Origin of the sequence: Micromonospora sp. C97 (genome assembly GCF_018070385.1) — a bacterium.
GTDB classification, from domain to species: Bacteria; Actinomycetota; Actinomycetes; order Mycobacteriales; family Micromonosporaceae; genus Micromonospora; species Micromonospora parva.
Genome location: NZ_JAGPXU010000029.1, coordinates 70,588 through 90,897 on the forward strand (window position 1 = coordinate 70,588; position 20,310 = coordinate 90,897).

The following is a 20,310-nucleotide window of genomic DNA, read 5'->3' on the forward strand; positions in this document are numbered from 1 at the left end:
CGGGGCCGCCACGCGAGCGCGGCGACCCCGTCGTCGATCAGTACTTACGGTTGGGCAGAGCTTCCTTCGCCTGCTCAGTCGTGAAGGTGGTCTCCTCGGTCTCGATCCGAGGCGGCACCTCCTCGCCCGCGTGGACCTTCTTGGCCAGGTCCATCAGCTGCGGGCCGAGCAGCGGGCTGCACTCCGCGATGAAGTTGAACTTCCCGTCGGCGAGAGCCTGCATGCCATCCTTGACGGCGTCGACGGTGATGATGGTGATGTCCTTGCCGGGCTCCTTGCCGGCCGCGGTGATCGCCTCGAGCGCGCCCAGACCCATGTCGTCGTTGTGCGCGAACAGCACGTCGATCTTCGGGTACGCCTTGAGGAACTGCTCCATGACCTGCTTGCCGCCGGCCCGGGTGAAGTCACCCGGCTGCGAGGCGATGATCTTCAGGTTCGGGTTGGCGGCGATCGCCTCACCGAAGCCCTTCTTGCGATCGTTCGCCGGCGCCGCACCGGTGTTGCCCTGCAGCTCGACGATGTTCACCGGGCCCGAGGCGCTCTTCTTCTGCTCGACCAGCCACTCACCGGCGAGCCGGCCCTCCTTGACGAAGTCCGAGCCGAGGAAGGTCTTGTACAGGGTCTTGTCGGCCGAGTCCACCGAGCGGTCGGTCAGGATGACCGGGATGCCGGCGTCCTTGGCCTCCTTGAGCACGGTGTCCCATCCGGACTCCACCACCGGCGAGAAGGCGATCACGTCGACCTTCTGCTGGATGTAGTTGCGGATCGCCTTGATCTGGTTTTCCTGCTTCTGCTGAGCGTCGTCGAACTTCAGCTCGATCCCCGCGGCGGCAGCGGACTCCTTGATCGAGGTGGTGTTCGCGGTACGCCACCCGCTCTCCGCACCGACCTGGGAGAAGCCCATCGTGATCTTGCCGTCGTCCTTGGACCCGCCGCCGCCGGTGTCGCTGTTACCGCAGGCCGCCACGCCGCCGACCAGCAGCACGCTGGCGAGGACCGCGGCAGCACGCCACGGAGCGGACTGCATTCGCATCTTTCCCATCGAATCTCCTTGGTGGATGTGGTGGGTAACCGCGCCGGCCGCCGAGGTGCGAAAGAGCGGCGTACGCGGGTGGTGCGTGCTGGTGCGCGTGGTGCAGACCGACGGGTCCCGGGGTTTCGGTGAGGGTCAGGAACCCGCCGGTGCGACTGGTTGTTGGCCGTAGACGTTCTGGTAGCGGTCGTAGAGTGAGTCGATGTCGGCCTGTGCCATCGGGACCGGCCGCCCGAGGGTGTGGGCCAGGTGCGCGGTCCGGGCCACGTCCTCGCACATCACCGCCGCCTTGACCGCCGCGCGGGCGTCGCGGCCGATGGTGAACACGCCGTGGTTGCGCATCAGCACCGCCGGCGAGCGGTGCCCGGCGAGCGTGGCCACGATGCCCTTGCCGATGTCGTCGCCGCCGATCAGCGCGAACGGACCGATCGGGATCTCCCCGCCGAACTCGTCGGCCTGCGCCGTGAGGTGGCAGGGGATCGGCTCGCCACACGCCGCCCAGGCGGTCGCGTACGAGCTGTGCGTGTGGACGACGCCGCCGACCTCGGGCATGGCCCGGTAGACGTAGGCGTGGGCGGCGGTGTCGCTGGACGGGGCGAAGTCGCCCTCGACGAGAACGCCGTCGAGGTCGCACACCACCATCGTGGCCGCGGTGAGGTCGTCGTAGCTCACCCCACTCGGCTTGATCACCATCAGGTCCTGGCCGGGAACCCGCGCGGAGACGTTGCCGGACGTCCAGGCGACCAGGTTGTACCGGGTCAGCTCGGCGTGCAGGCGGGCGACGGTCTCGCGCAGCTCGGCGATCTGTCGGGTCACCTCGGCGTTCACGCCACCACCTCCAGCGGGGTCTCGTGCGGGGTAGCGGCGGTCTCGACCGCCGCGTTGCGGATCGCCCGCAGGCGGAGCATGACGTCGTTGCCGCCACGACCGAAGTGGTCGTGCAGCGCCCGGTACTCGGCGTAGAGGGCGTCGTAGGCGCGGGCCCGCTCGGGGTCCGGGCGGTAGACGGCCTCGTGCACCCGACCCATCGCCTGCGACGCCTCGTGGATCGAGGGGAACTCACCGGCGGCGACCGCGGCGTGGATCGCCGAGCCCAGCGCCGGACCCTGCGACGAGGCGATGATGTTCAGCGGACGCCTGGTCACGTCGGCGTAGATCTGCATCAGCAGCGCGTTGTTGGTCAGACCACCGGCGATCACCAGGTCGTTCACCGGGACTCCGGCGTCGACGAACGCCTCGATGATCATCCGGGTGCCGTACGCGGTGGACTCCAGCAGGGCCCGGTAGATGTCCGCTGGCCGGGTGGCCAGGGTCATCCCGACGATCATGCCGCTGAGGTCGTGGTTGACCAGCAGGGACCGGTTGCCGTTCCACCAGTCGAGCGCGATCAGGCCGTGCGCGCCGACGGGCTGACTCGCGGCCAGCTCGGTGAGGCGCTCGTGCGAGTCGATGCCGGCCGGGGCAGCGTGCTCGACGAACCAGCCGAAGATGTCGCCGACGCCGCTCTGCCCGGCCTCGTAACCCCACGCGCCGGGGCTGATGCCACCGTCCACGACACCGCACATGCCGGCCACCTCGGCGACCTCCGCGCCGTTGACCACGTGGCAGGTCGAGGTGCCCATGATGGCGACCAGCCGACCGGGTTGCACCGCCTGCGCGGACGCCGCGGTGACGTGCGCGTCGACGTTGCCGACGGCCACCGCGATCCCCTCCGGCAGGCCGGTCCATGCGGCGGCCTGGGCGGTGAGCGAGCCGGCGCGGGCGCCGAGGGGCAGCAACGGACCGTCCAACTTGGCCACGAAGTCACCGAAGTTGGGGTTGAGCGCGGTCAGGAAGTCCTTGGCGGGATACTGACCGTCCTGCAGGATGCCCTTGTATCCGGCCGTGCAGACATTGCGGGTCTCGGTGCCGCAGAGCTGCCAGACGATCCAGTCGGCCGCCTCGATGAAGCGCTCGGCCCGGTCGTAGACCTCCGGGTCCTCCTCCAGGAGCTGCAGGCCCTTGGCGTACTGCCACTCGGCGGAGATCTTGCCGCCGTACCGGCCGATCCACGGCTCGGCCCGCTCGTGGGCCAGCGCGTTGATCCGGTCGGCGTGCGGCTGCGCGGCGTGGTGCTTCCACAGCTTGACCCAGGCGTGCGGTCGGTCGCGCAGCTCGGGCGTCTCGCACAGTGGAGTGCCGTCGGCGAGCGTCGGCAGCACGGTGCAGGCGGTGAAGTCGATGCCGATGCCGACCACCGCCGCCGGGTCCACCCCCGCGGCGGACACCGCCGCCGGGACGGCGTACCGCAGCACGTCGCGGTAGTCCTGCGGGTTCTGCAGGGCCCAGTCCGGGGGTAGCGCTCGACCTCCCGGCAGCGCCGTGCTGATCACGCCATCGCCATACTCGTGCACCGCGGTCCCCAGTTCGGCACCATCGCCGACACGGACCACCAGAGCTCGCCCGGACAGGGTGCCGTAATCGACACCGACGACATAGCGGTCGTCAGCTCCGTCCACACGGTTCATGTTCACCTCCACCGTTAACGGGGATAGTGTTAACGCTCACATCCAGCCTCGTCAAGACATCTACCCGCAACAGCTCCGTAACGGAACGCGGAAGGCGGACCGACTCGGGAGGGTTGATAGCGGACCGGTGCAAAGCACACCATTCCGACGGCAAGTGCGCCGATCAGGTGCCGAACGGGGCCTCGGCGCGGACCGAATGCCCACCGGATGGCCGTCGACAGGCGAGGCGACAGGTGCGGTGTGCCGGACACTGCGGGACGACCGTCCGATAGCGACCACCTAAACTTTCGGTGGCAATGGCAGCGATAACATCATCGGGCTCGCGCGTTCCTCCGCTTGGATCCGCGCCACTGCCGTCAATGACCTTGCGGGCTCTTGGGTGAGCGCTCCGCACCGGCTGCCCACGCCGCGCGCAACCGGGCGACGCGGCTGTGTTATCGATAACATTCGACGTCTTGAGGCGCTCTCGCCGCCCGGGTCGGACAGCGACGGGACACCCGGTCCACAGCCCGCTCAGGTGCGCGCGCCGCCGCACCCGCAGGCCGCGCGACACCAGGAGCCGGCGGCCCGGCCCCCTGGGCCGAGCCGCCGGTTCCGCGAGCTGATGGCGAGACCGCGCGCCGGTCGGGTCAGCTCGTCCGGTTGCGGTTGTAGAGCGCCTTGGCCCAGAGGAAGCAGGCCACGGTGATGACGGCGCACCAGACGACGGCGATGGTGGCGTTGTTCCCGATCCCGGTGCCCAGGAGCAGGCCGCGAAGGGTCTCCATGACGGGCGTGAAGGGCTGGTAGTCCGCGAACCACCGCACGGCGGCCGGCATGGAGTCGGTGGGGACGAACCCGCTTCCGAGGAACGGCAGGAGGATCAGCGGCATGGGCAGGTTGCTGGCCGTCTCGACGCTGTCACTGACCAGACCGAGGGCGACCGACAGCCAGGTGAGCGCAAAGGTGACCATGGCGAGGACGCCGAGGGCGGCGAGCCACTCGACCGGGTTGGCGGTGGGCCGGAACCCGACCAGCAGCGCCACGACGGTGACGGCCGCGAGGCTGAGCATGGTCTGGACCAGGCTGCCCAGCACGTGACCCGTCAGGACCGACGGTCGGAAGATCGACATCGTCCGGAACCGGGCGATGATCCCCTCGGTCATGTCCATCGCGACCGAGATGGCGGTGCCCTGCGCGGCGCTGACCACAGTGATGAGCAGGATGCCGGGCGTGACGTAGTTGGCGTACTGCGAGCGGTCGCCGGACGGGCCGAGGCCGGCGCCGAGCGTGCCGCCGAAGACGTAGACGAAGAGCAGCAGAATGATGATCGGGATGCCGATGAGCAGGAAGGTCATCGACGGGTACCGCCGCATGTGCAGCAGGTTGCGCCGCAGCATGGTGCTGGAGTCGCGGACGGCGAGGGAGATGGTGCTCATCGCGCGGAAGCCCTTTCGTGATGGGTCCGGCCGGCCCGGGTGTCCGGCTGACCGGTGAGGGTGAGGAAGACGTCGTCGAGGTCGGGGGTGTGCACGGAGAGCCCGGCCACGCTGATCGAGGCGCTGTCGAGCTGGTCGAGCAGGGATCGCAGTGACCCGACCCCACCGTCACTGGGCACCTGGAGGGTGAGCGCCGCGTCGTCCCGGGTGGCGGCCTGCAACGTCCGGGCCGCCGAGTCGAGCCCTTCCTGGTCGGCGAACTGCAACACGACGTGACCGCCCGGGATGAGCCGCTTGAGCTCGCGGGGTGTGCCCTCGGCGATCAGACGGCCGTGGTCGAGGAACGCCACCCGGTCGGCGAGTTGGTCGGCCTCCTCCAGGTACTGCGTGGTGAGCAGGATGGTGACGCCCTCGGCGACGAGCGCCCGGATGATGTGCCACATGGCCCGGCGGCTGCGCGGGTCGAGGCCGGTGGTCGGCTCGTCGAGGAAGATGACGCGGGGCTCGCCGACCAGGGTCATCGCCAGGTCGAGCCGCCGGCGCATGCCACCGGAGTACGTCGACACCGGCTTGGCCGCTGCCTCGGTCAGGTCGAACTGGTCGAGCAGGTCGGCGATCCGACGCCGGCCAGCGGCCCTGCCCAGGTGGCACAGGTCGGCCATCAGGGTCAGGTTCTCCCGGGCGGTGAGCAGGTTGTCGACGGCGGAGAACTGGCCGGTGACGCCGATCAGCGCGCGTACCGCGTCGGGCTCCCGGGTCAGATCGTGGCCGAAGATGCGCGCATCGCCACCGTCGGCCCTGATCAGGGTGGAGAGGATCTGCACGGTGGTGGTCTTGCCGGCCCCGTTCGGACCGAGCAAGGCGAAGATCGTGCCCTCGGTGATCATCAGGTCGACGCCGTCCAGGACGACCTTGTCGCCGTAGGACTTGCGCAGGTCGGTGGCGACGATCGCGGGGTTCGTGGAGCTGGTCATGGTCTCCTCATTCGTGGTCGGCGCGGTGGGGGTCAGGCGCGGCGGATCATGATGTCGCCGTAGGAGGTGTTCGCCCGGACCTCGACCGTCTCGTCGGTCTGCGCCGGGCTGCCGGTCGACTCCAGCGCGTTGTGCACGCGGCCGTGCTTGGAGCTGACGTCGAGCCACGCGGCGGTCCCGCGACGGATGCCGACCTCGATGGCGCCGTAGGAGGTCTGCACGTCGATCGCGCCGCGGGCGACCTCACCCAGCCGAAGGTTGCCGTAGGCGGTACGCGCCGTCACCGAGCCCAGCGCCGCGTCCACGGTGATGTCGCCGTAGGCCGTGTTGATCCGGACGTCGCCGCCGCTGCGGCCGATCCAGCAGTCGCCGGACGAATTCTTGATCTCGGCGGTGCCGTCGACCGCGCCGATGCGCACCTTGCCGGACGAAGCCTTCACCCGGGCGGGTCCGAGGACGCGCTCGACCGCGACCTCGCCGTGGCTGCTGTCGATCTCCAACGGCCCGGTCTCGTCGAGCCGGATGCCGCTGCCGGTCTTGATCCGGCACTCGCCGAGCCGGCCCTCGCAGCGGAACGCCGCCCACGACGCCTCGGCGTGCACCCGCGACCCGGTCGGGAGCTCGACCAGGACGTCGACCGACGGCCCGGGGCCGAACCCGTAGCGGCGCCAGCTCTTGGGAACCCGGATCACCAGTTGCCCGGCGGCGAACTCGACGGTGGTCTGGTCGGCGGCGCTCACGTCGGCCTTGCTCGACGGGTCGCGGGGACGCACGGTCACCACCGTGTCGGTGCGGTCGCTCGCGGCGATCCAGGCGTCGCCGATCGGCAGCTCGATCTGGACGGCAATCGGTTCTGGCGTCTCGAAAACAGGCATGGTGGTCTCCCGGAAGGTGGTCGGCGAAGGTTGCCGCTGGTCAGCGGCGCGGCGGATGGGGGTACGGGAAGTTAGCGGGCCCAGCCGGTGAAGCGCTGGCCGGAGGTCGGCTCCACCCGGCGCGGCGGACGACGTTCCGGGTCGCCCGCCCCGACGGCACCGGCGACGGCGCGCACCAGCCAGGCGTTGACCGAGAGCCCGGCGCGCCCAGCGGCCTCCTCGACGCTGGCCTTCAGGTGGTCGGGCAGCCGGAGGTTGATCCGCGAGGTGCCGCCCTCGTCACCGTCGGGCGCGGACACCGGCACCGCCAGCGGTGGCGGGCCGCTGGCCTCGCTCGCCAGCTCGGCCGGCGGGCTGGCCGGGGTCACCACGAAGTCGGGTTCGCGCCCGCGCAACCGGACGTGCACCGAGCCCGGCGCGAGGTCACGGGTGATCTCGTCAGCCGCGTCGGAGAGCGCTTCGAGCAGCGTGAGACGGGTGGCCGCCTCCAATTGCGTGAAGAGCCGTTCGGCCAGCACCCGGGCCTCCGGGTCCACACCCTCCGCCGCCACGGCGAACTCGTTACGCAGGTTCTCGACGTATGACCTCAGCTCCATGGCACCATGATGGCACCACTTTGGCTCAGATGGCAACAGCGATGGCTCAGATATGCGCCAACAACTGGCGCCGATGGGCGCCGCCGGACCGTCAGAGATCGCCGAAAGCCCTCCGGACCAGGTGATTCGCGCCCTCCTGGGTCAGGCCGGTGGCGACCAGCAGGTCACTGACCGTGGTCCGGACCTGCGCCACCACCACCGCACCGGAGAAGCCCACACCGTCCCGATAGGCGTTCCCGGCCGTCGCGACCGCCCGCAGTGCCTGCTCCCGCGCCCGATTCGGCTCAGCGCCAGCGGCGAACTGCCGCTTGAGCAGGCGGACGGTCTCGGCCAGCTCGGCCACCGCCCTCGGCAACGACTCCGGCACCGGCTCGCCGTCCTCGATGAGCGTCACCGACCGTCGGATCAGGGTGCCGCTGTTCCGCGTCGCCCGGTCGATCAGCTCCGCCGCCTGCGCGTACCGGCCCACCGGTCCGTGCCGCTGGTGCCAGTACACCGGCGACAGGGTGCTCGCCTCCCGGGCGCCCTGGGCCGCCTCGACGAACGCCTTCAACCGGCCCGCGCTCTGCCGCAGCTCACCCCGGGCGGTACGGGCCCGCGCGGCGTCCCGCTCGGCCAGCGCTTCGGCGGTGGCGTCGAGCTGGGTCAGCAGGAGATCGAACACCGGCCGGGCGGCCCGGTTGAGCACCCGTAGCGGGTTCAGCGGCAGCAACACGGCGGTGACCAGCAACGCCACCCCTCCCCCGATCAACGCGTCCACGAACCGCGGGATCTCCAGGTCCCGGACGGTTGGGCTGAGCGTGGCGATGAGAACCGCCGTCGCCCCGGCCTGGATCACCACCGCCGCGCTGCCGGCGAGGAAGAGCGCGACGACGATCGCCAGCACCACGATCAGGGCGAGCTGCCACCACCCGGTGCCGGTCACCAGGAGCAGCAGGTCGCCGATCAGCACCCCGACGGTCACACCGATGATCAGCTCGATGGTGCGACGCAACCGCTGGCCGACGGACGCGGCGAGCGTCGAGACGGCGGAGATCGGCGCGAAGACCGGCTGCGACACGTGCAGCAGCGAGTGCGCCACGAACCAGGACAGTGCCGCCGCCAGGCCGGCCTGCAGGGCGAGGCCGCCGATGGCGCGTACCCGACGGACCCGGTCGTGCCAGGCGGCCAGCAGGCGTTCCCAGCGCCGCGCTGTCGACGGGCCCGCGTCCGCTCCGCGCCGACCGGCAGCGACCATGGCGGCACCTACCCCGCCACGACCGGCTCAACCCTCGCACGCACGGGCCGGTCGACCACAGCGCGCCGGTCGGGTGGCAGCACCAGGGACGGCCGAGATTGAGCGGGTCCGGTTCGGGTAGACCCGCTCGGCCGCCGGCCCCGGCGCGTGTCGTCGAGGTGGGGTAGCGGGACAAGGGCGGCGGGACGCCTCGGGGGGACGTCGGATGGATCAGCGCGGTTGAGCGGGCCGGACAGCTCCGGTGGCGTCGTGGAGCTACGGGTGCACGGAGTCTCCGGCGCGAGTCCCGCACAGGTGCTGGGCCTGCAGCAGACCGGGCAGGTCGCCGGTGACCGCAGTGGCGGGTTCTACCGGCCGCGCCCCCGGTCCTCGGACAGCGCGAGCGTGCCGGGGGTGACGCTGGAGGCGTACCGCTGGGGTGACCTGCCGTCGGGCACCGTGACCCGCACCCTGGCGGTGGTGTTCCTGCTCCCCTTCATGCTTGTCAACGTCGCGATCTGGATGCGCCCGGCGAACCCGGCTTCCGAGGCGGCGGTCAAGTCCCTGTGCCGGGTGCTGGGGCTCACGCTCACCGTGCTGTACGTGCTCGCCATCGCCGGCGTCGCCCTGGACCTCGTCGGTTGGAAGTGCCTGGCCTCGCCGAGCTGCCTCACCGGACGCAGCTGGTTGTCCTGGTTGGGTGGGCGGACGATCGGGCTGCGGCTGGCGGTGCTCGCGCTGGTCCCGGCCGCCGCGATCGGCCTGATCTGGCTGATCAGCTGTCGTCCGGGGCGAGCCTTCGAGGCGTTTCGCGCACCCGATCAGGGCGGCTCCGCCTGCCGGCTCGACACCGTCGGCCAGTGGGACGCCGAGCCGCTGGTGGGCCGCTTGCGGGCCATCCATGTCGCCGCCGCGTTCGCGACGCTGGACCTCGTCCTGCTCCTCGCCCAGGGTGCGAGAGACGCCTCGGCGGCCACCATCGCGCTGACGGCGATCACGGGGGTGATCCTGACGAGCTGCGTGGGGATGCTCTGCACCCCGCCACTGATGGACCGGTACCCCGCCGACCAGCGGCTCGACCGGGTCACCCGCACCCTCCGGACCGCTGCCATCATCCTGACCGTGGTCGTCGTGGCACACGTGTCGACCAGTTCGCGGCCGTGGCCGCAGGAGCGCGGGCTGCCCGGTTACGACCCGACAGTGGTCGGTGTGTTCGCGGCTCAGACGACACTGATGGCCGCCCTGGGCGTGGTGCTGCTCTGGTACCGGAGCCGGGAGCGCGACGCCACCCCGCTGTTCGGGTTGGGCGCTCTCGTTGTCGCGGCCACCGGGATCAGTACGGCGGTGGCGTACTCCGCAGAGCTGGTCTGCCGGGTGGCGGACTTCCTGGATCGCGGCGTGCCGACCGGGGAGGGCATCGCCACCGGCCCGCCCCGGGCCTTCACCTGGGCGATCTACGGCTTCTTCCGCGCGGTGGTGGTCACCGCGATCGTCGCCGTTCTGGTCATCCTGATCTCCCGCCGGAGTCGACGCCGGGCTGCGGCGGCGATCGTCGCGCGCGACTTCCCGAACGCGCCGGCCGAGGCCGAGCTCCGCCTGAGGCAGGTCCGAGACGCGATAGCTCGGGCCCGCTTCACCGAGAAACTGGTGCCGTTGGCAGTGGTCTACGGTTGCCTCGCCGGACTCGCCACGGCCACCACCACGGTCGGCCTGCTCGGCCAGTTGCCGGGCGACGTGATCGAGCGAAACATCCGATTGCCGGCGGAGGCGATCACGTTCGCCATCGCGCTCAGCAGCTGGGTGATCGGGGCAATCATCCTCGGCCTGGTCATCGGCGCCATCTTCGCGTACCGGACCGAGCCGTACCGCCGCTACATCGGCGTCCTCTGGGACCTTGGCACCTTCTGGCCCCGGGCCGCCCACCCGTTCGCGCCACCCTGCTACTCCAGGCGGGCGGTGCCGGAACTGGCCCGCCGAATCACCTACCTGGTCGAGCGCGGCGACGCGGTGCTGCTGACCGGGCACAGCCACGGCTCGATTCTGCTCGCCGCCGCGGTGCTCCAACTGCGGCCGCAGATCGGCGACCGGGTCGCCCTGCTCACCCACGGATCACCGCTGCGCCGTTTCTGCGCGCGGCCCTTCCCCGCCTACCTCGACGACGCGGCACTACAGGAGATCGGCCAGCGGGTGGGGTGGCGCTGGGTGAACCTGTGGCGCGACACCGATCCCATCGGTGGCTGGATCTTCTCCCCGAATCCGTCACCCGCGCCGGCTACCACCGGCGACCCGACAGCATCTGTCGATCGCCGACAGCGCGATCCCCGCGATGTGGTGACGCCCCCCGGGGACAGCGTCGCTCCACCCATCCACGGGCACTGGCCGGACGAGTCCGACGAGCCGTTCACCGAGGCGGTTCGGGAGCTGGTGCGGCGCCTCGGCGGGCGGGCTGGCCCGACCACGACGCCGAGGTAGCGGGGCCGGCTCAGCGTCCCCGGCCAGCCGCCGCACGCCAGTCGGCCAGGGCGGTGCCGGGGATGCGGGCGCCGTCGGCCGGAACGAGCGAGCGTTCGTTCAGCCTGGCGCCGAAGTACCGGGCGTCGGGGTCGGCCACCACCGTGCGGCGATCCTGCTGGTCGGCGAGGAGCGAGCGGCCCAACTCGTCGAGCTGGAACTGCTCCGGACCAGCGACCTCGACCACGGAGTTCGTCGGCGCGCCGAGCGCGACCTCGGTCACCGCGGCCGCCACGTCGTCAGCGGCCATCGGCTGGATGAGCACCGGCGCGAGGTGCACGGTGTCGCCGTCCGTGGCGGCGTCGATGATGCCCTGGAGGAACTCGAAGAACTGGGTGGCGTGCACCACCGAGTACGGGATTCCGGAGGCGACGATGAGCTTCTCCTGAGCGACCTTCGCGCGCATGTAACCGCTGTCCGGGATCCGGTCGCTCCCCACGATGGAGAGCGCCACGTAGTGATTCACCCCGGCGTCCGACGCGGCGGCGAGGAGCGTCCGGGTCGAGGTCTCGAAGAACTCCAGTACGGCGGCGTCCTCGAACGACGGCGAGTTCGACGTGTCGACGACGACCTCGGCCCCGGCGAGCGCATCGGCCACGCCCTCGCCGGTCAGGGTGTTCACGCCGGTCTTCGGCGATGCCGCCACCGCCTCGTGGCCCTGGGCGCCGAGGCGGTCCACGACCTTGGAACCGATGAGGCCACTGCCCCCGATGACGACGATCTTCATGGTCGGACCACATCCTGTCTGCACTGGGTTGAGTCGTGCTGCCCATCAGTAAGACGGAAAGCGTGCGCGGATGCAGGACAATCGCCGGAGAAAGCGTCTTACGGAGATCACGCCATCAGTGGAGGTCGACGTGGCCACGGTGTCCCACCCCGTGTTCGCCCGGGTGTACGAGCGACTCAGCGTCGCCATGGACCGCGCCGGCACGGCGGCGTTCCGGCGGGAGCTGGTCGCCGGCCTGTCCGGCCGGGTGATCGAGATCGGTGCGGGCAACGGGCGGATGTTCGCCCACTACCCGCCGTCTGTCACCCAGGTCCTCGCTGTCGAACCGGAACGGCGGCTGCGGGCCGCCGCCGAGCGCGCCGCCGCGGATGCGCCGATTCCGGTCACCGTCGTCGACGCTCTGGCCCAGGCGCTGCCCGCCGCGGACGGCGAGTTCGACGCGGCCGTGGTCGCGTTGGTGTTGTGCACGGTGCCCGATCAGGCGAGCGCGTTGGCGGAGATCAGCCGGGTGCTGTGCCCCGGAGGCCAGGTGCGGTTCTTCGAGCACGTGGCCGCCGAGGAGGCCACCGGCCTGCACCGCGCCCAACGTCTCGTCGACGCCACCGTGTGGCCGAGGCTGTTCGCGGGCTGCCACACCAACCGCGACACCGTCGCGGCGATCGCAGCGGCCGGCTTCGAGGTGACGCAGCTGCGCCGGTTCCGCTTCCCGGCCACCAGCAACAGCCCATCCTCGCCCTGCGTCCTCGGCCGTGCGATCAGGCCGGTCCCGGCCGTCCGGCGATAGGCCGAGATCTGCTCGGTCGCCCCGGGTGCGCACCCGCCGCTTGTCGAAACCGGCGAACAAGAATGCGAATATCTGTCCTATTCAGATAGATGCGCGTCGGTCATTGCGCCAATTTGCCCCCATTTGAACACCCGCCGTGATGTGGTAGTCAACGCGCTTATCGGCGCCATACAGGCCATATCACGCAGGACGCCACTGGCTTGACGTCTCCTGCGAGTAGTGCCCACGGAGGGTGTTCTGTGACAGCTAAACCCAAACACTGGCTACGGCGACAGGTGGTCCTGCCGGCGCTTGCGGCCGGCGCAGCCGCCACAGTGGCAGCCAGCCTGCTGCTCTTCAGCTCGACCGCAGCCAACGCGCAGGAAGCACCGGTCAACCTGGGCACGGCGGCCGACTTCTCCGTCCTGGCCGGAGCCGAACCCACCAACACCGGGCCCAGCTTCCTGGCTCAGAGCCTCGGTCGGTACCCCGGAAACACCGCGTCCGGATTCGAGACGGCAACCATCGGCGGCGAGGTGCACCTCGGTGACGCTGTCGCTCTACAGGCTCAGAGCGACCTGACCATCGCCTTCAACGATGCCGCCGGCCGGACGCCGTTCACCAACCTCCCGGCGGAGCTGGGCGGCAACACGCTCAACGAAGGGGTCTACCGGATCGGAGCCGCCCAACTCACCGGACCGTTGACGCTCAACGGCCAGGGCGACCCGTCCGCCGTGTTCATCTTCCAGGTCGACTCCTCGCTGACGACGGCGTCGAACAGCAGCGTCGTCCTGATCAACGGGGCTTCGGCCTGCAACGTGTTCTGGAAGATCGGCAGTTCGGCGACGATCGGCACGGGCACCACCTTCGTCGGCACAATCATGGCGCAGGCCGCGATCACGATGGCCACGGGCGCGACCCTGCAGGGCCGCGCGCTGGCACGCACCGCCGCCGTCACCCTGGATACCAACGTCATCACCGCACCGGTCTGCGCCGGGCCGACCGGCCCACCCGGACCCACCGGCCCGCCCGGACCCACCGGCCCGCCCGGGCCGACCGGCAGCCCCGGTGCCCCCGGCAGCCCCGGTGCGCCCGGCAGCCCCGGAGCGCCCGGCAGCCCCGGAGCGCCCGGCAGCCCCGGTGCGCCCGGCAGCCCTGGTGCCCCCGGCAGCCCTGGTGCCCCCGGCAGCCCTGGTGCCCCCGGCAGCCCCGGAGCACCCGGAGCGCCCGGTAGCCCTGGAGCACCCGGAGCGCCCGGTAGCCCTGGAGCACCCGGAGCGCCCGGTAGCCCTGGAGCACCCGGAGCGCCCGGCGTACCTGGTCCGTCCGGGCCCCCCGGAGCACCTGGCAGCCCGGGCGCGCCTGGTGCACCCGGTCGACCCGGTGGCCCAGGCGGCCAAGCCCCGGTCCTGCCGGTGACCGGTGGCGGTGTGGTCCCGACCATGACCGGCGTCGGAAGTGTGATGGTCGTGCTGGGCGCATTCGCGTTCCTCCTCGCCCGGCGTCGACGCCAGGAGTCCTGACCGGTGGCCCGGCCGGCGCGAGTACGGCCGGGCCACGTGACATCGTCGGCCCGCTCCCCGATGGAGCGGGCCGGCGGCGTCCACCTGGTCGAATGAGTACGGCACCCGGTGCGAGCTCGGTCAGAGCTCAGTTCGGCGGCTCTCCGCGCGACCTCACCGACCGGGCAGGCCGGCCAGCCAAGCGTCCAGCTCCGCCGGGGAGCGCAGTAACACCACTCGCGGCGCGGACGGGTCCGCCTGCCAGGCCCGCATCCGCCGGCGGGCCCGGCCGAACGCGGTGACGTGCCACAGCAGGATCGAGTCCCGCGACAGCACACTGCTCAGCGACTCGCGGTTGCCGTTGCAGATCACCTCGCCGGTGACCACCCGACGGGCGGTGCGGCGCAGCAACCGTCCGAACGAGCACCACCGTGGATAGTCCAGGCCGACGACCAGGTCGGCGCGGGCCAGCGGGACGTCCCGCCACCCGTGGTACGCCCCGTCGATGATCCAGCGGTCCCGTCGGCAGATCTCCTCGATCCGGCTGCGCTGCTGGGTGACCGGCACCTCGACCCAGCCCGGTTGCCAGAGCAGATCGTCCACCGGATACCAGGGCAGTCCGAGGTGGTCGGCCAGCCGCGCCGCGAGGGTGGACTTGCCGGAGCCGTACACCCCGTACACCAGGACGCGACGCGGTGCGCTCATCGCGGCAGCGTACGTCGTGAAGGAAAATCAGTTGTCGGGCCGACCCGCCTGGGCCAGAGTGACGGCCATGACGTACTGACGGACACCACCCCCTGCTCCGCGCCACCGGTGACGCCTCCCGGGGCCGTGACGCCGTCCGTTCCCACGTTCGCAAGCGAGAAGTGAGCCTCCTTGTCCCAGCACCACCTCCCTCGGGAGCCCCTGCCCCCGTCCACCCCGGCCACCGTCACGGTGTTCGCCTCACCGACGAGCTGGATCGAGTCCGCAGCGCTCGCCCAGTGTCGACAGGTCGCCGCCCTGGACGGCATGCGGCACGTCGCCGCGATGCCGGACCTGCATCCCGGCAAGGGCGCGCCGATCGGCGCGGCCATGGCGTCGACAGTGCTGTACCCGTTCCTGGTGGGCTCCGACATCGGCTGCGGCATCGCCGTGTTTCCGATCAAGCTGAAACGGGCCGTACCGGAACGGCTCGCCGCCCGGTTCCCCGACCTCGACCAGGCGCTCGACCCGGTACGCGACGCCGACGACCCGGCCTGGGCCGCCGTCGACGGTGACGTTCCGGCCGGTCACCTGGACGGGCTCGGGACGGTCGGCCGGGGCAATCACTTCGTGGAGCTGGCCCGGGTCGACAGCATCCTCGACGGGCGGCACGCCGGCCGACTCGGGCTCGACGCGGGCGACCTCGTGCTCATCGTGCACAGCGGTTCCCGTGGCCTGGGCGAGCGGATCCTGCGCGCGCACACCGAGGTCCACGGTGCCGGGCCGGCTGTCGACCCCGCCGCTTACCTGCGCAGCCACGACGACGCCGTGCGCTGGGGTTCGCTCAACCGCCGGGTGCTGGCCGCCCGGGTGGCGCACGCGTTGGGGGCCGAGCCCACCGCCCCGATCGTCGATCAGTGCCACAACCTGGTCGAGGTTCGGGACGGGGTCTACCTGCACCGCAAGGGCGCGGCGCCGGGTGACGGGCGCGACGTTCTGATCGCCGGCACCCGGGGCACGGCGTCCTACCTGGTGGCCGCGCACGCCGGGCCGGACGCCAACCATTCCGTGGCCCATGGCGCCGGCCGCAAGATGTCGCGCGCCGACGCCCTGCGGCGGGGCCGGGCCAAGCACACCGTCGAGGAGCTGCGGCGTACCCCGGTCGGGTCGCTGGTGGTGTGCGGTGACCGGCAGCTGCTCTTCGAGGAGGCGCCCACCGCGTACAAGCGCATCGAGCAGGTGATCGCCGACCTGGTCGCGCACCGCCTGGCCACGCCGGTGCTCGCCACGACGCCAGTGGTCACCTACAAGACGCCCGATCCCGGGTCCACCGCCCGAGCGGACCGGCGGGGTCACCGCGGCAGGCGGGGCCGGTCGTGAACGTGTTCCTGCTGCTGTCGGCGGGACGGGGGCCGCAGGAGTGCGCCTGGGCACTGGGTCAGCTGCTGCACCGCCTGCGGGGCGAGGGCACCCGCCGAGGTCTGACGATCCAGCAGGTGCGCGCGGTGCCCGGTGACCGCGCCGGCACCTACCGGTCGGTGCTGATCCGAATCTCCGGCGCCGACGCCGAGGCGTTCGCAACGTCGTGGACCGGGACGCTGTGCTGGCAGGCCCCCAGCCCGTACCGGTCGGGCAGCGGCCGGAAGAACTGGTACGTCACCGCCCAGCCACCCGAACACGACGCCCGACCCACGACGTTCCGCGAGGCGGACGTCGACGTCGTCGCCTGCCGCACCGGCGGGCCGGGTGGTCAGCACCGGAACAAGGCCAGCACCGCGGTACGCGCGACGCACCGCCCCTCGGGCATCGTCGTCGTGGTGGACGAGGAGCGGCAGTTCAGTCTCAACCGCCGGATCGCGGTGGAGCTGCTGCGCCAACGCGTCGAGCAGGGCGACGAGGCGGCCCGGCGGGCCGTCACCACCGCCCGCTGGCGCATCCACGACGGGCTGGTCCGCGGCGACCCGGTGCGGGTGGAACGTCCGACGCCCCGGCGGCCGGGAGGCTAGCGACTCAGACCTCCAGCACCGCGTCCGCGAAGGCCTGCGGCGCCTCCTGCGGCAGGTTGTGCCCGACGCCGCCGCCCACGATCCGGTGCTCGTACGGCCCGGTGAACTGCTTGGCGTAGACGGTGGGCTCGACGTGGGGCGCACCGTTGGCGTCGCCTTCCATGGAGATGCTGGGCACGCTGATCTTCGGTTGCCCGGCGAGACGCTGCTCGATCTCGTCGTACTGTGCCTCGCCGTCGGCGAGGGCCATCCGCCACCGGTAGTTGTGAATCACGATGTCGACGTGGTCGGGGTTGTCGAACGCCGCGGCGCTGCGGTCGTAGGTCGCGTCGTCGAAGGTCCACCGGGGGGACGCGGTGTGCCAGATCAGCTTGTTGAAGGCGCGCCGGTTCTTGTCGTAACCTTCCCGCCCGCGCTCGGTGGCGAAGTAGTACTGGTACCACCACGCCAACTCCGCCTTCGGCGGCAGCGGCGCCTTACCGGATTCCTGGCTGGCGATCAGGTAGCCGCTGACCGAGACCAGCCCTCGGCAGCGTTCGGGCCACAGCGCGGCCACGACATCGGCGGTCCGCGCGCCCCAGTCGAAGCCGGCCAGCTTCGCGGTGTCGATCTTCAGGGCGTCCATCAGGGCGATGAGGTCGAGCCCCATCGCCGCCGGTTCGCCGTTGCGCATGGTGTCGTCGGAGAGGAACCGGGTCGTGCCGTAACCCCGCAGGTACGGGACGACGACCCGGTGACCGGCAGCGGTGAGCAGCGGTACGACGTCGACGAAGCTGTGGATGTCGTAGGGCCACCCGTGCAGGAGGATCACCGGGTCCCCGTCGGGCGGCCCGGCGTCCACGTACCCCACGTTCAGGAGTCCGGCCTCGACCTGTCGCAGGTCGGTGAACCCGCCAGCGGCTCTTGCCATCGGCTCTCTCCCCACGTCCGGACCTGCTCGGTTGGGCTGATCACGGCCGAATCTAGCGACCCGCCCGGGACGTGATCACCGTTCACACAAGGACCGCTGCGCGGATGCCGAACTGGGTAGGATGCCCGCTCCCCGCCGTCGTTGCGGGTGGAGGTCGTGGGGTGGTAGCCGCGGAACCGTAGGGTGTTGGCATGGCTGAGCGACCTCTGACCCTGATGGCGGTGCACGCCCACCCCGACGACGAGGCGACGAGCACCGGCGGCGTCCTCGCCCGCTATGCCGCCGAGGGGGTCACTACCGTGCTGGTGACCTGCACCGACGGGCGATGTGGGGACGGCCCGGGTGGGGTCAAGCCGGGCGAGGAGGGGCACGACCCGGCCGCCGTGGTGGCGATGCGTCAGGCCGAGCTGGAGGCCAGCTGCGCGGCGCTGAACGTCACCCACCTGGAGACCCTCGGCTACGCCGACTCGGGGATGATGGGCTGGCCGACCAACGACCAGCCCGGCGCGTTCTGGACGACCCCGGTGGCGGAGGCGGCGACCCGGCTCGCGGAGCTGATCCGGCAGTACCAGCCGGACGTGATCGTCACGTACGACGAGAACGGTTTCTACGGCCACCCGGACCACATCCAGGCGCATCGGATCACCATGGCCGCCGTCGAGCAGACGGACGTCCCGGCGAAGGTCTACTGGACCACGGTGCCGCGTACGGCGTTCGCGGAGTTCGGTCGGATCATGAAGGAGCTCGGCGTCGACTGGGCCGAGCCGGACGCGTCGCAGCCGCAGCTCGGCCTCCCCGACGACGAGATCACCACCTGGGTCGACACGAGCAAGTTCGGCGCGCAGAAGTTCAACGCGCTGGCCACGCACGCCAGTCAGACCGAGAACATCTTCTTCCTGCAACTCGGTCAGGAGCGGTTCACCGAGCTGATGGGCGTGGAGACCTTCCTGCGGGTCCGGGACCGGACCGGCGCGCCGACCCCCGAGGACGACCTCTTCGCCGGCCTGCGCTGACCGGTCTTACCCAACGGCACCCTGGCATCGTCGACCACCGCGTCGACGATGCCACCGGCGTGCGCCGGGGCCGGAAGCTGATCCCGGAAGTTTCGACGCTTGGTGGCCCAGGGCTGCGCAGGTCATGTGATGAATTTCCGGAAGTTTTCACCGTTGACGCCCAGACATCGATCGGCTTAACGTTTCGAGCGGGTTTCCGGTTTCCGGCCGGAACTACCGGTGTCGCCCGCCCACCCGACCACGTTCCCGCCGGCCAGCACCGGACCCTCGCCTCCTTGATCGACACATTCCCATTGATCGCTTGGAAGGAAGGCACATGAAGCTAAGGCAGTGGTCGACCGTCGGCCTGGTCGCCGTCGCGACCGTCGCGACGCTGAACACGGTGCCGGCCACCGCGAGCCGGCCGTACGACCCCACGACGCAGAGCCTCGCCACCCTCGGCCTGCGCCACGGTCTGCACGTCGGCACCGCGGTGGACATGGACGCCCTCAACGACGCCAGCGACCCCCAGTACCGCAAGCTGGCCTCCACCGAGTTCGCCTCGGTCACCGCCGAGAACGTGATGAAGTGGGAGAGCCTGGAGCCCACCCGTGGCACCTACAACTGGGCTCCGGCCGACGAGTTCGTGGAGTTCGCCAAGCGCAACCGGCAGAGCGTGCGTGGTCACGTGCTGGTCTGGCACAACCAGTTGCCCGCCTGGCTGACCAGTGGCGTCGCCGACGGCTCCATCAGCAAGCAGGAGTTGCGCGAGCTGCTGCGCAAGCACATCACCACTGTCGTCAACCGCTACAAGGGCAAGATCTGGCAGTGGGACGTGGTCAACGAGGCGGTCAGCGACCCCTGGGACACCCCGTCGACACTGCACTACAAGGGTTTCTGGGCGCAGAACCTGGGGCCCGGCTACATCGCCGACGCGTTCCGCTGGGCACGGGCCGCCGACCCGAAGGCGCTGCTGTTCTACAACGACTACAACATCGAGGCGTTCGGCTCGGGCAACCCGGCCGACGACAAGACCCAGTTCGTGTACGACATGACCAGGAGCCTGCGCGCTCAGGGTGTCCCGATCGACGGCGTCGGCGCCCAGGGCCACCTGGGCACCCAGTACGGCAACTTCGACACCCTCCAGGTGACGGCGGCGCTGAAGAAGTTCAGCGGGCTCGGCGTCGCGACGGCGTTCACCGAGGTCGACGTCCGCAGTCAACTGACGGCGGGCGTCCAGGCCGGCAACTCGGAGGAGATCAACCCGCGGCTCCAGGCGTCGGCCGCCAACTTCAGCGTGCTGATGAAGGCGTGCCTCGCCGTGCGGAGCTGCCTGTCGTACACGGTCTGGGGTTTCAGTGACAACCACTCGTGGGTGCCCGGCTGGTTCAGCGACCCGCCGGAGGGCCTGGCCACCATCTACGACGAGAACTACCAGCCCAAGCGGGCCTACCACGAGTTGAAGTCCGACCTGATCTTCGCCGGGCCGCCGTACGTTCTGCCCCGCGTCGCCCCCAAACCGCGCCGCTGACACGCATCTCGCCGGACGGGCCGTGTGGCGCTTGCCGAACCTCCACACCGCCCGTCCGCCACCAC

The 20,310-nt window shown here is 70.9% G+C and carries 18 protein-coding genes and 1 pseudogene; 8 read left to right on the forward strand and 11 right to left on the reverse strand.

What is annotated here, in order from left to right; translation table 11 throughout:
• Positions 1-37: 37 nt before the first annotated feature.
• The 8 genes from KBX26_RS27295 to KBX26_RS27330 form a co-directional block, all read right to left on the reverse strand.
• A complete protein-coding gene (locus KBX26_RS27295; RefSeq protein ID WP_247675477.1) occupies positions 38-1,042 on the reverse strand; it encodes an ABC transporter substrate-binding protein in 1,005 nt (334 codons plus the stop codon).
• A gap of 126 nt (positions 1,043-1,168) precedes the next feature.
• Positions 1,169-1,861 carry an L-ribulose-5-phosphate 4-epimerase gene (locus KBX26_RS27300; RefSeq protein WP_030333969.1) on the reverse strand — a complete coding sequence of 231 codons (693 nt, stop codon included), beginning with the start codon at positions 1,859-1,861 and terminating at the stop codon, positions 1,169-1,171.
• Entirely contained in the window at positions 1,858-3,540 is a 1,683-nt protein-coding gene (gene araB, locus KBX26_RS27305) for a ribulokinase (RefSeq protein WP_030333967.1), read from the reverse strand. Before araB ends, KBX26_RS27300 begins: the two co-directional genes overlap by 4 nt.
• 629 nt (positions 3,541-4,169) lie before the next feature.
• Positions 4,170-4,958 (reverse strand): ABC transporter permease, encoded by a 789-nt coding sequence (locus tag KBX26_RS27310; RefSeq protein ID WP_030333965.1) that lies wholly within the window; start codon positions 4,956-4,958, stop codon positions 4,170-4,172.
• On the reverse strand, positions 4,955-5,932 hold the full coding sequence (locus tag KBX26_RS27315) for a daunorubicin resistance protein DrrA family ABC transporter ATP-binding protein (RefSeq protein WP_030333963.1): 978 nt from the start codon (positions 5,930-5,932) through the stop codon (positions 4,955-4,957). Before KBX26_RS27315 ends, KBX26_RS27310 begins: the two co-directional genes overlap by 4 nt.
• Positions 5,933-5,964: 32 nt before the next feature.
• Entirely contained in the window at positions 5,965-6,807 is an 843-nt protein-coding gene (locus KBX26_RS27320; protein ID WP_210866705.1) for a DUF4097 family beta strand repeat-containing protein, read from the reverse strand.
• 71 nt (positions 6,808-6,878) lie between these two features.
• A complete protein-coding gene (locus KBX26_RS27325) occupies positions 6,879-7,403 on the reverse strand; it encodes a hypothetical protein (protein ID WP_030333959.1) in 525 nt (174 codons plus the stop codon).
• A 91-nt stretch (positions 7,404-7,494) separates the two neighbouring features.
• Positions 7,495-8,640, reverse strand: coding sequence for an FUSC family protein (locus KBX26_RS27330; RefSeq protein ID WP_210866706.1), 1,146 nt, complete (start codon positions 8,638-8,640; stop codon positions 7,495-7,497).
• Positions 8,641-8,859: 219 nt separating this feature from the next.
• On the opposite strand from KBX26_RS27330, the gene KBX26_RS27335 reads away from it, so the two are divergent.
• Positions 8,860-11,091 carry a hypothetical protein gene (locus tag KBX26_RS27335; protein WP_210866707.1) on the forward strand — a complete coding sequence of 744 codons (2,232 nt, stop codon included), beginning with the start codon at positions 8,860-8,862 and terminating at the stop codon, positions 11,089-11,091.
• Between the two features lie 10 nt (positions 11,092-11,101).
• Here KBX26_RS27335 and KBX26_RS27340 read toward each other — a convergent pair whose 3' ends face one another.
• Positions 11,102-11,857, reverse strand: coding sequence for an SDR family oxidoreductase (locus KBX26_RS27340; protein WP_210866708.1), 756 nt, complete (start codon positions 11,855-11,857; stop codon positions 11,102-11,104).
• A 130-nt stretch (positions 11,858-11,987) separates the two neighbouring features.
• Here KBX26_RS27340 and KBX26_RS27345 point away from each other — a divergent pair, with 130 nt between their 5' ends.
• The 3 genes and pseudogenes from KBX26_RS27345 (at position 11,988) to KBX26_RS33090 (ending at position 14,039) form a co-directional block, all read left to right on the forward strand.
• Positions 11,988-12,641: a class I SAM-dependent methyltransferase gene (locus tag KBX26_RS27345; RefSeq protein ID WP_030333951.1), complete on the forward strand. Its 654-nt coding sequence runs from the start codon at positions 11,988-11,990 to the stop codon at positions 12,639-12,641.
• Positions 12,642-12,955: 314 nt separating this feature from the next.
• Positions 12,956-13,540 (forward strand): annotated as a pseudogene (locus tag KBX26_RS33085) (ice-binding family protein); the annotation flags it as partial.
• Positions 13,541-13,760: 220 nt separating this feature from the next.
• A complete protein-coding gene (locus KBX26_RS33090; protein ID WP_307857919.1) occupies positions 13,761-14,039 on the forward strand; it encodes a hypothetical protein in 279 nt (92 codons plus the stop codon).
• Between the two features lie 257 nt (positions 14,040-14,296).
• Here KBX26_RS33090 and KBX26_RS27355 read toward each other — a convergent pair whose 3' ends face one another.
• Positions 14,297-14,827: an adenylate kinase gene (locus tag KBX26_RS27355; protein WP_210866710.1), complete on the reverse strand. Its 531-nt coding sequence runs from the start codon at positions 14,825-14,827 to the stop codon at positions 14,297-14,299.
• 171 nt (positions 14,828-14,998) lie between these two features.
• Between KBX26_RS27355 and KBX26_RS27360 the strand changes: the two genes are divergently transcribed.
• Both KBX26_RS27360 and prfH read left to right on the forward strand, forming a co-directional pair.
• Positions 14,999-16,186 carry an RNA ligase RtcB family protein gene (locus tag KBX26_RS27360; RefSeq protein WP_210866711.1) on the forward strand — a complete coding sequence of 396 codons (1,188 nt, stop codon included), beginning with the start codon at positions 14,999-15,001 and terminating at the stop codon, positions 16,184-16,186.
• The gene (prfH, locus tag KBX26_RS27365) at positions 16,183-16,812 is read left to right on the forward strand and encodes a peptide chain release factor H (protein ID WP_210866712.1); all 630 of its coding nucleotides are present in this window, start codon (positions 16,183-16,185) and stop codon (positions 16,810-16,812) included. Before KBX26_RS27360 ends, prfH begins: the two co-directional genes overlap by 4 nt.
• A gap of 4 nt (positions 16,813-16,816) precedes the next feature.
• Here prfH and KBX26_RS27370 read toward each other — a convergent pair whose 3' ends face one another.
• The gene (locus KBX26_RS27370; protein ID WP_210866713.1) at positions 16,817-17,722 is read right to left on the reverse strand and encodes an alpha/beta hydrolase; all 906 of its coding nucleotides are present in this window, start codon (positions 17,720-17,722) and stop codon (positions 16,817-16,819) included.
• Between the two features lie 191 nt (positions 17,723-17,913).
• Between KBX26_RS27370 and KBX26_RS27375 the strand changes: the two genes are divergently transcribed.
• Both KBX26_RS27375 and KBX26_RS27380 read left to right on the forward strand, forming a co-directional pair.
• Positions 17,914-18,735: a PIG-L family deacetylase gene (locus KBX26_RS27375; RefSeq protein ID WP_210859398.1), complete on the forward strand. Its 822-nt coding sequence runs from the start codon at positions 17,914-17,916 to the stop codon at positions 18,733-18,735.
• Between the two features lie 316 nt (positions 18,736-19,051).
• The gene (locus KBX26_RS27380; protein ID WP_210866714.1) at positions 19,052-20,245 is read left to right on the forward strand and encodes an endo-1,4-beta-xylanase; all 1,194 of its coding nucleotides are present in this window, start codon (positions 19,052-19,054) and stop codon (positions 20,243-20,245) included.
• Positions 20,246-20,310 lie beyond the last annotated feature (65 nt).